Genomic DNA, 12,477 nt, shown 5'->3' with positions numbered 1-12,477 from the left:
GAACCCGTTCGGATCCACAACGGGACGACGCTAGTCCCCCGCGTCCCGGAGCCGGGCATCGGGGTGCCGCGCGGGTCGGTCAGTACACGTCGCGCACGTAGCGTTTGTCGGCCGCGAGCTGTTCGACATAGGCGGCCGCCTCGGCCTCGTCCAGGCCGCCGTGCACGGTGACGATGTCCCGCAGGGCCCGGTCGACATCCTTGGCCATGCGGGAGGCGTCGCCGCAGACGTAGAAGTGGGCGCCGTCGCGCAGCCAGGACCACAGCTGGGGACCGTGTTCGCGCATCCGGTCCTGGACGTAGACCTTGGCGCGCTGGTCGCGGGAGAAGGCGGTGTCCAGGCGGGTGAGTGTGCCCTCGGCGAGGAACGCGGTCAGCTCCTCCTCGTAGTAGAAGTCGCTCGCGCGGTGCTGTTCGCCGAAGAACAGCCAGTTCGGTGCGCGGTGGCCGCGGGCCCGGCGTTCCTCCAGGAAGCCCATGAAGGGTGCGATGCCGGTGCCGGGGCCGATCATCACGGCCGGTGTGGCCGGGTCGGCGGGCGGGCGGAAGTGCGGCGCCCGCTGGACGCGGACGGGCACCGGGGTGCCGGGCTCGGCATCGGCGAGGAAGGGGGAGCACACACCGTGACGGGGCCGGCCGGCCGGGTTCTCGTAGCGGACGACGGAGACCGTCAGTGACACCAGGTGGGGGTCGGTCAGCGGGCTGGAGCATATGGAGTACAGGCGGGGCTGGAGCCGCCCCAGCAGGTCGGTCCACTCCTGGGCCCCGGCCCGGATGCCGAACTCGGCCAGTACGTCGACGGCCTGGCGTCCCCAGGACCAGCGCGCCAGCTCGCCCTTGTTGTCCGGCCGCAGCAGCTTGCGCAGCTCGCGCGGGTCCCGGGTGCGGTCGGCGGCGAAGCGCAGCAGGCCGGGGGCGACGCGGGTGATGTCCAGGTGGCGCAGCAGGGCCTCGGCGAACGGTACGGCGCCGGGGCCCAGGACCTGAACGGTCGCGTCGGCGTCCAGGCCGGTCACGGCGAGCCACTCCGTGACCAGCTCGGGCCGGTTCACCGGGTGTACGGCCAGGGCGTCCCCGGCCTCGTAGACCAGTGGCGTGTCGCTGTCGCGGGTGTCGAAGGTGAAGCGCCGGACCTCCTTGCCTGCGCCGGGCAGACTCAGCAGGCGATTGCCGGTGAGCCGGGCGGTGACCGGGGCCGGCCGGCTCGGCCGGGCGGCGGCAGCGGGTGCGGGGACGGTGGCGTGGGGTGCGGCGGCGGGAACGGCGGTGGCGGGCGTCGGCTGCCCGGTGTCTTTGAGCGTGGTGAGTATCTGGTCGAGCCAGGCTCCCGCCGCGGTCTCGTAGTCCGGCTCGCAGTCGGTGCGCGGGGCCAGCGGTACCGCGTCCAGCTCTGCCATGCGCCGGTCCAGGCGGCGGCCGTGGCCGCAGAAGTCGTCGTAGGAGGAGTCACCGAAGGCCAGTACGGCGTAGCGCCTGCCCTGCAGGCGTGGGGCGTCCGGCGAGGCGAGGGCGTCCCAGAATCCGGAGCCGTTGTCCGGGGCGTCGCCGTCGCCGAAGGTGCTCGTGATCAGCAGCAGATCGGATGCGGACGGCAGTGTGCGCACGTCCGCCTCCGCCATGGGCAGGAGGGAGGCGCGATGGCCGTGCGCGCCGATCCGCTCCGCCGCCGCGGCCGCGAACTCCTCCGCGTTTCCGGTCTGCGACGCCCACAGGATCACGACCTGGCGGCCGGGGGCGTCCATGAGCGGGACGGATGGCTGCGGGGAGCCGCCGGCGCCCGGCGCGATGGCGGGGGACGTCTCGGACCTAGAGTACATCCCGGCCAGTACGCCGTTCACCCACAGGGCGTGCTCGGGGCTGAACGGGGCGTCGGGCGGCAGCACCGGTACGCCGGGGGCGCCGGACGGGATGCCGGCGAGGAAGCCGACCAGATACCGGCGTTCATGTGCGGCGAGGACCGGCGGTGACACGGGATCCAGCCCGAACGGCGCGAGAGTGGACGCGTCGGCGGACGGGGTGACCTCGGTGGCCGTGTCCGCCGGAGCCGCGATGCTCACCGGAGCCGCGATGCTTTCCGAAGCCGCCGTGCTCACCGGAGCCGCGGTGCGGACCGTCACCGGGGTGGCGACCTTGGTCAGCGCGACCGCGCACACCTTGAACTCGGGCTGGAACGACAGCGGGTCGACGGCGTCGCTGGTCACCGCGTTGACGCTCAGATACTCCCCGAACAGGTCGTTCCAGTGGAACGGCGCGAAACAGCAGCCCGGCCGCACCCGGTCGGTGACGACCGCGGGCAGCACGGCCCGCCCGCGCCGGGAGGCGACCTCCACCGAGTCGCCCTCACTGAGGCCCAGGGCGGCCGCGTCCTGCGGGTGCACCTCCACGAAGGGGCCGGGGTCGAGCTTGTTCAGCTTGGCCACCTTGGCCGTCTTGGTCAGCGTGTGCCACTGGTGCTGGAGCCGGCCGGTGTTGAGGACGTACGGGAAGTCGTCGTCGGGCAGCTCCGCCGCCGGGAGGTGCGGACGCGCGTGGAAGACCGCGCGTCCGCTCGGGGTCGGGAAGACGGGCGAGCCGTCGTCCGTGACATACCGGATCGGATTGCGGTCGGGTCCGTCCTGGGTCGCCGCCGGCCACTGCACCGGGGTGGCACGCAGCCTCTCGTAGGTCACACCGCGCAGGTCCCAGCCGGTCGCCGGGTTCCAGGCGCGTTTGATCTCCTCGAAGACCTCCTCGGCGCTGTCGTACGCGAAGCCCTGCTCGTACCCCATGGCACGGGCCACGGCGGCGATGATCCGCCAGTCCGCCGTCGCCTCGCCGGGCGGATCGGCGGCCGGCCGGGCGAGGGTCACATTGCGCTCGCTGTTGATCAGGACGCCCTCGGTCTCGGTCCACAGCGCGCCGGGCAGGACGACGTCGGCGTACGCGTTGGTCTCCGTCTCGGCGAACACATCCTGGGTGACGACGAACTCGGCGGCCTCCAGGCCCTCGATGACCGTCTTGCGGTTCGCCACGGAGGCGACCGGGTTGGTGCAGATGATCCAGCACGCCTTGATGTCGCCGTCGGCCAGCTTCCGGAACATCTCGACCGTGCCCTTGCCGACACCGTCGGCGCGTAGCGCGCCCGGCTCCAGCTCCCACAGCTCCTCGACGAAGGCGCGGTCGGCGTCGGCGAGGACGGAGCGCTGCCCGGGCAGTCCCGGCCCCATGTAACCCATCTCCCGGCCGCCCATGGCGTTGGGCTGCCCGGTGAGGGAGAAGGGGCCGCTGCCGGGACGGCAGATCGCGCCGGTGGCCAGATGCAGGTTGACCAGGGCGTTGGTGTTCCAGGTGCCGTGTGTGGACTGGTTCAGGCCCATCGTCCAGCAGCTCGTCCACTCCTTCGCCTCGCCGATCAGCCGTGCCGCTTCCCGGATGTCGTCCTCGGGGATGCCGGTGATCTCCGCGACGGTGGCGGGCGGGTAGTCGGCGAGGAAGGCGGGCATCGCCTCCCAGCCCTCGGTGTGCGCGGCGACGAAGCCGGGGTCGATGTGGCCGTCCGCGTGCAGCAGGTGCAGCAGTCCGTTGAGCAGCGCGAGGTCCGTGCCCGGCTTGAGCTGCAGGAACAGATCGGCCTTGGCGGCGGTGGCGGTGCGCCGCGGATCCACGACGATCAGCCTGGCGCCCGCCGACTTCACCCGGTCCATCATCCGCAGGAAGAGGATGGGATGGCAGTCGGCCATGTTGGAGCCGATGACGAGGAACACGTCGGCCTTGTCGAGGTCCTGGTAGGACCCGGGCGGCCCGTCCGCGCCCAGCGACAGTTTGTAGCCGGTGCCGGCGCTCGCCATGCACAGCCGGGAGTTGGACTCGATCTGATTGGTGCGGAGGAAGCCCTTGGCCAGTTTGTTCGCCAGGTACTGCGCCTCCAGGCTCATCTGTCCGGAGACATAGAGGGCGACCGCGTCGGGCCCGTGCTCGTCGACGATCGCGCGCAGGCGACGGGCGGTCTCGGCGACGGCGGCCGCGAGGGGCTCGGGCCGGGGCTCTTCTCCACGGTCCGGCCGGACGAGAGCGGTGGTCAGCCGGCCCGGGGCGGCCAGCATGTCCGCGGTGGTCGCGCCCTTGGTGCACAGCCGCCCGAAGTTCGCCGGGTGCTCTTTGTCGCCGCTCGCCTTCAGCACCGTACGCCGTCCGTCCGGTCCCCTGCCGATGTCGAGGACCATGCCGCAGCCCACCCCGCAGTACGAGCAGACCGTTCGCACCTTCGTCGTGCCCTCGCTCCGCGAGCCCGGCGCGGCCACGGGCGCCTCCCTGTGCTGTGCTCGACCTGATCTGACCCTTCGTGACGGTACGAAGCGCTCATTACGCCGGTGTCTCCGCACCTGATCATCAGGGGTTACGCCCACCGCACAGGGACCGGGAGGCGGGTGTGAGCACGACGACGGCTGTCAGGTGGAGGGAGCGGAAGAACCTCTGGACCATGTCATGAGGTAGGGACGGTAGCCGTTGGCCACGACGACCGAGGCGACGCTTCCCGTCTCCGTCCGCCCCAGCCAGACGACGGCATTCCCTTCGGCGATGAAGGTCACGAGGTCCGCTTCGAGCACGTCGTCGCCGACCCGCTCGAAGTCGCCGTCGAAGAGGTCCTCGGTGTCGCGGCCGTTCTGTCTGCCTGCCTCGGCGTCCTGCCAGAACGCACGGAACGGCTGGGTCAGCGGCGCCCAGGCCGTGGCATCGGCGAAGCACCCCATGTTCTGCTCGGAGTAGAACTGGATCCGCTCCCCCGGGCTGATCCGTTCGATGTCCTCCCCGACGCCCAGAGCCATCTCCCAGCAGGTCACGGGGGCGTCGCGGATGCGCAGCCGTATCGCGGCGACTTCCCTGCCGTCGAACTGCTCGCCCCCGTACTCGTACGGCGCCTCGGTCCACGCCGCCTCCGCCGGGAACGCGCCGGACGGGAGCCGTTCCTTCAACTCCCTCCCGGCGCGCAGGCTCAGCTCGGGATCGTCGTCGTCCGGCCATGGTGAGTCCACGATGAGCCGACCGCTCGGCACGCGGACGGTGGTCACCTCTCTCACCTCGACCACCCGGACGACCGTCGCCGGTTCGTGGGTGTGCGCTCCCAGTCGGGTCCCCGGAGTGAACACCGTGTCCAGGAACCAGCTCTCCTCCGGCGTGGCCACCGTGCGTTCATCCGCTGCGTATCCCATGCCCCGAAGGCTATAGAGCCCCACTGACATCGCCGCCGGTCTCCCCGGCCCGCGCCGGCGGGCGGGCCGAAGAGATGCGCGGCCGGCGGGCCTGGGGCCTGTCCGGCGGAGGAGGGAGTCGACGATGGGGGCGCCCCCGCGCAAGCGCAGCCGAGCGTGGGGGGGCGTCGGCGACCGACGACAACGCCACAGATGGGCGTGCCATGCCCCGCGACTCCGGCATGATCCGCCGGACAGGCCCTGGGACGCGTGGGTCAGCGCCCCGAGCGGCCCGCTGTGAAAGCGCTGTTCACGGTGCCGAAGTCGGCGGCTCCCTCCATCGCGTCGTAGGTGCCCGCGCCCAGCACCTCGGCGGCCGCACGCTGGGCGGCACCGTACGCGGTCTGGGCGAGCGCGGTGCCCACGCTGACGCGGCGCACGCCGACCGCTTCGAACGCCTTCACCGGTGGCGCGCCCGGACCCGCCATCACATTGACGGGCAGCGGGCTGCGGCGGACCAGTTCGGCCACCGTGTCCACGTCCACGAGCCCGGGCACGAAGAGGCTGTCGGCGCCAGCGTCGGCGTAGGCCGCCGCCCGGGACAGCAGGTTCGCCATGCGCTGCTCGGGAGCGCCGATACCGAACAGGAACACGTCCGTGCGCGCGTTGATCCACAGGCCGGGCAGCCCCGCTTCCGCGGCGGCGGAACGGGCCGCGCGCAGCCGTACGGCCTGGGCGGGCAGGTCGTGCAGCGGGCCGCCCGGCGCGAGCGAGTCCTCAAGATTGACACCGACCGCGCCCGCGCCGATCACCGCGCGGACGGTGGCCGCGACATCGTCGGCCCCGGGTCCGTAACCACCCTCGATGTCGGCGCTCACCGGCACCTCGACGGCGTCGGCGATACGCCGCACGGCCTCGGCCATCTCCTGCCGGGTCAGGCCGTGGCCGTCGGGACGTCCCGCGGACCAGGCGACGCCTCCGCTGGTCGTCGCGATCGCCCGGGCGCCCGCCCGCGCGATGAGTGCCGCGCTCGCCGCGTCCCACGCGTTGGGCAGCACCAGCGCGCGGCCGTCGGCGGGCGTGTGCAACGCACGCAGGGTGTCGGCCAGTTCTCGCTGGGCGGTGTCCATGTTCGGTCCCCTTCGGTAGTGATGGGATTCGGTGGTGATGGGGTTCGGTAGTGATGGGATGCCGGCACGGAGACGTCGACGGAGGTCGGGCCGTGTCCGGTCAGGCTGTCAGCGCGGCGAGGTCGGCCGCGGCCAGGTGGGTCGCCGCGAAGGCGCGCCAGGGTCGCCACGCGGCGCCGGCCTCGGTGCCCGGGGCGAGACGGAGGCCGGTCCCCGCGTCGTTGCCGGTCTCGGCGCCCGGCTCGCCGCGGGTCCGCGCGTCGGCGCGGTCCACGACTGGGAAGGCGTCGTCGTAGCCCAGTCGTAGCGCGATCCGCTGGGCCGTGTCCCGCGTGACGCCGGGCACGGCGGTCACCTCGCGCAGGAAGTCCGTCAGTGGTGAGCCGCCGTCGAACAGCGTGTCGTCCCGGGCGGCGGCGAGGGCCAGGGCCCTGAGGGTGTCGGCCGTGTCGGCCGGCAGTCCGACGCCGCGCAGATCGGCGGCGGCCACCGTCGCGGCGGACGGGAAGAGGTGGGTCAGGCCGTGGTCGAGCCCGGGGACCGGCTGTCCGATGGCCTCGACGAGGGCGGCCAGCCGGCCGCGCGCCCGTGGCCGGGCGGTGTACTGGGCGAGGACGGCGTCCACGGCGATCTCGAAGGCTCCCCAGGCGCCTGGCACCCGGAGCCCCGGTCGGGCCGCGATGAGGGGGCCGACCAGCGGATCACGGGCGAGGGCGGCCTCCGCCGGGGCGAGGTCCGCGTCCACGCCGAAGATCCGGCCGACGCGCTCCACGACATGGATCAGCCCTTCCCAGAAGGGCAGATGGGCCCGCAGCAGCAGATGGTCCGGGCCACCCGCGAGCACCTCCAGCAGCCCGGCCGCACCGTCCAGGCTGATGGTGCGTCGGTACACGCCGTCCCGCACCGACTCCACACCCGGTACGGCCCGCTCGCCCAGAAACGTCAGCAGTGCAGGCCAGTTGAGCGGCGGGGCGAACGGCAGGCGCATCACCAGTCCGCCGTCCGCCACGAGGCGGTCCGCTCGCCGGCGCCGGTTGCGCAGTTCCACCGGCGAGGCCCGGAACACCAGCCGCATGTCCCGGTTGAACTGCCGCACGCTGCCGAACCCGGACGCGAACGCCACATCGGCCACCGGCAGATCGCTGTCGTCCAGCAGCCGGCGGGCGAAGTGCGCGCGCCGCGAGCGGGCGAGCTGGTCCGGGGTCACCCCGAGGTGCTGCGTGAACAGCCGCCGCAGATGCCGGGGCGAGACGGCGAGCCGGGCGCCGAGCGCGGCCTCGGTACCGCTGTCCAGCGCCCCGGCGACGATCAACTGCACGGCCCTGCAGAGCAGTTCGGGGACATCGGCGGCGATCGGCCCGGCCACCCGGTACGGACGACAGCGCAGACACGCCCGGAATCCGTGCGCCTCGGCCGCCGCCGGGTGCTCGAACGTGCGCACGTTCTCCGCGAGCGGCTGTGACCCGCAGCCCGGCCGGCAGTAGATGCCGGTGGTGACCACGGCCGAGTAAGTCGTCATGTCCCCAGTTCTAGGCCATCGACCGCCCCCGATGCTGGCCAGATTCGGACATGACCGTGAGCATCGCGGGAACCGCCCGGATCACTCGCCTCCGGTCGCCCGTACCGCGGCCTCCGTCAGGGTCGACGCGGTGCGTACGGCGCTGGCGACCGCCTCGTCGGGAGTGAGGCCGCACAGGTCGGTGAGGGAGAACAGGGCCTCCGCGCTGACGACCACCGCGAGATCCCGCTCCAGCTGGGTGAGGGCATCCGGATCCGTCGTCCCGAGGGTGTCCTTGAGGGGTTCGAGCGCGTGGTCGATGAGGCCGAAGCGGACGCCCGGACGCGTCTTCGCCGACTCGGGGTGGGTGATGGTCGCGGCGATCATCGCGCGCACCGCGCCCTGACGCGCGAGTATCCCCCGCAGCAGGAACTCACAGGCGTAGGAGACACGGGCGACGGGGTCGGGCGAGTCGGCGACCGGCCGCAGCGCCTCGGCCGGGGCCGGCCAGGAGCCGGCCAGGGCCTCGCTGATCAAGGACGGGAGATCCGGGAAGTACCGGTAGGCGGTCGCCTCGGACACCAGGGCGGTGCGGGCGATCGCGGGCATGGTCACATCGGCGCCCGTGGCGATGAGTTCGCGGGCGGCCTCGACGATCGCCGTCCGCGTGCGTTTCTTCTGGTTGCTGCGGCCCGCGTCGAGCTGCGCCGTCATCGTTGAGCCTCCTCCGTCGGATCCAGACCCATGATACCGGTCAACTCTCTTCATGAGAGTGCTCTTGCATAAAGAGAGCCGATGACCTAGATTCATGAGAGCCAGCTCTCACGAAGGAGGCCGACATGGCCGAGCTTTCCCTGGTCGGCCCGCAGGACGGCGAGACGATCCGTCTGGGCCCCACGCTGATGCGCATCCTCGAAGACGGCAGCACGACCCAGCACCGGCTCGGAATCGGCGAGATCACCCTCGCGCCGCACACCCAAGGCCCCCCGCAACACCGTCACGCCCAGCACGACGAGGGTTTCTATGTCGTCTCCGGCACCGTGCACTTCACCGTCGGCGACACCACCCACGCCGCCCCGGCCGGCACGCTCGCCATGATCCCGCCCGGCGTCCCGCACACCTTCGCCAACCTCGGCGACGAGCCCGCGCTGCTGCTGAACACCTTCACGCCCGACCTCTATGTGCAGTACTTCCGCGATCTGCGGGACATGATCGCCGGAGGCCAGGAGCTGACCCCCGAGTCGACCATCGGCGTCATGAGCCGCTACGCCACGGTCCCCGCCACCGACTTCGCCTGACGACAGGCACACCCACCCCTCACGACGGCACCTACGGAGTCCTCCGATGACCAACACCGTCCACACCCTCGCCCTCGACTCCGGCGGTCTCGACGTCACCGTCGACGACCGGGGAGAGGGCCGCCCCTTCCTCCTGCTGCACGGGGGCGCCGGTCCGCAGACCGTCGGCCCGTTCGGCGGCCGGCTCGCCGACGAGCGACCGGCCAGAGTCCTCACTCCCGTCCATCCCGGCTTCGACGGCACGGCCAGGCCCGACTGGATCACGGACATCCCCGCCCTCGCCCGGGTCTACGGCCACCTGCTCGACGCACTCGGACTCACCGACGTCACCGTGGTCGGCAACTCCATCGGCGGCTGGATCGCCGCCGAACTGGCCCTGCTCGGCAGCGACCGCATCAGCGGCGTCGTCCTCGTCAACGCCGCCGGAATCCAGGTCCCCGGCCATCCTGTGGCGGACCCTTTCGCACTCACCCCGGCCGAGCTGTCCGCTCTCGCCTTCCACGACGCCGCGCGGTACGCCGTCGACCCCACCGCCCTCCCGGAGGCCGCCCGAGCGGCGATGGCCGCCAACCGCGCCGCTCTGCGGGTCTACTCCGGCGACCACGCCATGCAGGACCCCACCCTCCGCGAGCGCCTGGCCAAGGCCACCCATCCGGTGCTCGTCGTCTGGGGCGAGAGCGACCAGGTCGTCGACGTCGACTACGGCCGCGCCTATGCGGCGGCCTTCCCGGACGCCCGCTTCGAACTCCTCCGGCACAGCGGCCATATGCCCCAGATCGAGGCCCCTGCAGAACTGCTCGATCTGATCTGGGAGTTCGCGACCGGACCCGGGCACGAGGGACGGGGTATACCGGGGCGATGAGCGCAGGACCGCCCGCGAGGGGCCGGCGACCCGCGTGCCGCTCAGCTGGTGACCATGCCCGCGACCAGGTTGAGGGTGGTGGCAAGGATGCCGGTACCGAAGACGTACGACAGCAGTGTGTGCCGTAGCACCATCGCGCGGATGACGGAGCTGGAGACATCGGTGTCGGAGACCTGGTAGGTCATGCCGAGGTTGTAGCTGAAGTACAGGAAGTCCCGGTACGCGGGCGGCTGATCGGAGTTGAAGTCGATGCCGCCGGCCGCGCCCTCGTAGTACAGGTAGGCATAGCGGGTGGCGTACATCAGATGCAGCGCCGCCCAGGCCAGGAACACACCGGCCAGTGCGGTCAGGGCCGCTGCGTGGCCGGTGTCGGAGCCGTTCAGGAGGAGCAGCAGCACGATCCCGATCAGTCCGCACAGCGAGGCGGCCACCACCACCAGTTCCTCGAGGACCGGCCGCAGGTCCTCGCGCCGGGCGTTGTCGTGGGTGGCGGCGGCGTCCAGCGGCCAGAGCACCAGCCAGCCCGTGACGACGAAGACGGCTCCCGTCATCGCCGTTCCGGCGAGAATCCCGAGCGGCGGGCCCGCCGCCATCCCGACGCCCACACCGACGGCCGCTCCGACGGCCACCGCGCCGGTCAGCCTGGGGACCGCGGACAGCGGCAGCCAGTTGCTCATACGACGCAACGGTAGTGCGCGCCCCCCTGGTCAGCCCGGTACGGCGTGCTGGGAAGCGGCAAGGAGCGGCCTCATGGGCGGGCGCGCGCCTCTTCCGCGCGTGTGCGCGCCCGCCGGGTGCGCCTACATCCGCTGCGGTGCCGAGACCCCGAGCAGGCACAGGCCGTTGCGCAGGACCAGGCCGGCGGCCTCCGCCAGCCACAGCCGGGCGCGGGTGAGGTCGTCCGGGGCCTCGTCGGCCCGGGGCAGGATCCGGCAGGCGTCGTAGAAGCGGTGGTACGTGGCGGCCAGCGACTCCAGGTAGTACGCCACCCGGTGGGGCTCGCGGAGTGCGGCCGCCACCGCCACGACCTGCGGGAACTCGGCGAGCGTGGCCAGCAGGTCCACTTCCCGCCCGTGCGTGAGCAGGGCGGGGTCGAAGTCCTCCGGACGGCCCTTGGCGATCCCGGCTTCCGCCGCCCTGCGCAGCACGGAACAGAGCCGGGTGTGCGCGTACTGGACGTAGTAGACCGGGTTGTCGTTCGACTGCCGGGTCAGCAGGTCGATGTCGAGGTCGATCATCACGTCCACGCTGGCCCGCGCCAGCGCGTACCGTGCCGCGTCGACACCGACCGCCTCGGTCAGGTCGTCGAGGGTGAGGACCGTACCCGCCCGCTTGCTCATCCGCACCGGGGTGCCGTCCTTGACCAGATTGACCAGCTGGCCGAGGAGGATCTCCAGATGCCGGTCCGGGTCGTCGCCGAAGCAGGCGGCCATGGCCCGCATCCGGCCCACATAGCCGGCGTGGTCGGCGCCGAGCATGATGACGACCCGTTCGAAGCCCCGGGACCGTTTGTTCAGGTAGTACGCGCAGTCCGCGGTGAAGTACGTCCAGGATCCGTCGCTCTTGACCAGGACCCGGTCCTTGTCGTCGCCGAAGTCCGTGGTGCGCAGCCAGACCGCGCCCTGGTCCTCGAAGACATGGCCGCCCTCGCGCAGGCGGCTGACGGCGGCGGTCAGATCGCCCCGGTCGTGCAGGTCCTTCTCGTTGAAGTAGGTGTCGAAGTGGGTTCCGAACGCGGCGAGGGACGTCTTGATCTCGTCGAACATCAGCTCCGTGCCCACCGACCGGAACACGGCGTGGCACTCGGTCTCCGGCAGGTCCAGGGCGTCGGGCCGCCGGCGCAGCACGGCTGCCGCGATCTCCTCGATGTACGCGCCGCTGTAGCCGTCCTCGGGCACCGGCGCGCCGTGGGCCGCGGCGAGCAGCGAGCGGACGAAACGGTCGATCTGTACGCCGGCGTCGTTGAAGTAGTACTCCCTCGACACCTCCGCGCCCGCGGCCTGGAGGAGCCGGGCGAGCACATCGCCGACGACCGCCCAGCGGGCTCCGCCGATATGGACCGGGCCGGTGGGGTTGGCCGAGACGAATTCCAGATTGAGCCGCAGGCCGCCGAGCCGGTCGGTGCGGCCGTAGGCGTCGCCGGCCTGGACGATGTCCCGGGCCAGGGCGCCGATCGCCGCGTTCTCCAGCGTGATGTTCACAAATCCGGGGCCCGCGACCTCGGCCTTCGCGACTCCGTCGGCCGCGCTCACCAGCGGTGCCAGCACCTCGGCGACGGTGCGGGCGGACAGACCGGCCGACTTGGCCAGTTGCAGGGCGACGTTGGTGGAGTAGTCGCCGTGGCCGCGGTGCCGGGGGCGCTCCACGCGGATCTCCTCGGGCACCTGTGCCGAGAGCTGTCCTGTCCGGATGGCCGTGTGAATGCCGTCGGAGACGACGGCCACGAGGTCTGCGGGAGTCATGGCGCCGACGTTAGCGGAGCCGCCGACGTCGCTGACATCGAATTTCGCCGGGCCCGGTGG

Annotated in this window: 9 protein-coding genes; 2 read left to right on the top strand and 7 right to left on the bottom strand. The window is 72.1% G+C overall.

Going from position 1 to position 12,477, the window contains the following annotated elements; translation table 11 throughout:
• Positions 1 to 79 precede the first annotated feature (79 nt).
• From IE277_RS27875 to IE277_RS27855, 5 genes are all read right to left on the bottom strand, one after another.
• Positions 80 to 4,279, bottom strand: coding sequence for a bifunctional nitrate reductase/sulfite reductase flavoprotein subunit alpha (locus IE277_RS27875; protein WP_189956460.1), 4,200 nt, complete (start codon positions 4,277 to 4,279; stop codon positions 80 to 82).
• Positions 4,280 to 4,426: 147 nt separating this feature from the next.
• Positions 4,427 to 5,188: a DUF4241 domain-containing protein gene (locus IE277_RS27870; RefSeq protein WP_189956459.1), complete on the bottom strand. Its 762-nt coding sequence runs from the start codon at positions 5,186 to 5,188 to the stop codon at positions 4,427 to 4,429.
• Between the two features lie 254 nt (positions 5,189 to 5,442).
• Positions 5,443 to 6,297, bottom strand: a complete 855-nt coding sequence (locus tag IE277_RS27865; protein WP_189956458.1) for an isocitrate lyase/PEP mutase family protein — start codon at positions 6,295 to 6,297, stop codon at positions 5,443 to 5,445.
• Between the two features lie 100 nt (positions 6,298 to 6,397).
• Positions 6,398 to 7,816 (bottom strand): bifunctional transcriptional activator/DNA repair enzyme AdaA, encoded by a 1,419-nt coding sequence (locus IE277_RS27860; RefSeq protein WP_189956457.1) that lies wholly within the window; start codon positions 7,814 to 7,816, stop codon positions 6,398 to 6,400.
• A gap of 81 nt (positions 7,817 to 7,897) precedes the next feature.
• Positions 7,898 to 8,509 carry a TetR/AcrR family transcriptional regulator gene (locus IE277_RS27855; RefSeq protein ID WP_189956456.1) on the bottom strand — a complete coding sequence of 204 codons (612 nt, stop codon included), beginning with the start codon at positions 8,507 to 8,509 and terminating at the stop codon, positions 7,898 to 7,900.
• 125 nt (positions 8,510 to 8,634) lie between these two features.
• Between IE277_RS27855 and IE277_RS27850 the strand changes: the two genes are divergently transcribed.
• Both IE277_RS27850 and IE277_RS27845 read left to right on the top strand, forming a co-directional pair.
• Positions 8,635 to 9,093: a cupin domain-containing protein gene (locus IE277_RS27850; RefSeq protein ID WP_189956455.1), complete on the top strand. Its 459-nt coding sequence runs from the start codon at positions 8,635 to 8,637 to the stop codon at positions 9,091 to 9,093.
• 46 nt (positions 9,094 to 9,139) lie between these two features.
• On the top strand, positions 9,140 to 9,955 hold the full coding sequence (locus tag IE277_RS27845; protein WP_189956454.1) for an alpha/beta fold hydrolase: 816 nt from the start codon (positions 9,140 to 9,142) through the stop codon (positions 9,953 to 9,955).
• Positions 9,956 to 9,996: 41 nt separating this feature from the next.
• On the opposite strand, the gene IE277_RS27840 is transcribed toward IE277_RS27845, so the two are convergent.
• Positions 9,997 to 10,632 carry a DUF1345 domain-containing protein gene (locus IE277_RS27840; protein WP_189956453.1) on the bottom strand — a complete coding sequence of 212 codons (636 nt, stop codon included), beginning with the start codon at positions 10,630 to 10,632 and terminating at the stop codon, positions 9,997 to 9,999.
• A gap of 123 nt (positions 10,633 to 10,755) precedes the next feature.
• The gene (argS, locus tag IE277_RS27835) at positions 10,756 to 12,417 is read right to left on the bottom strand and encodes an arginine--tRNA ligase (RefSeq protein WP_189956452.1); all 1,662 of its coding nucleotides are present in this window, start codon (positions 12,415 to 12,417) and stop codon (positions 10,756 to 10,758) included.
• Positions 12,418 to 12,477: the final 60 nt, after the last annotated feature.

The organism is Streptomyces alanosinicus (assembly GCF_014650595.1).
Taxonomy (GTDB): Bacteria; Actinomycetota; Actinomycetes; order Streptomycetales; family Streptomycetaceae; genus Streptomyces; species Streptomyces alanosinicus.
The sequence above is the reverse complement of the archived record's forward strand: the minus strand, read 5'-3'. Positions and strand labels throughout refer to the sequence as shown.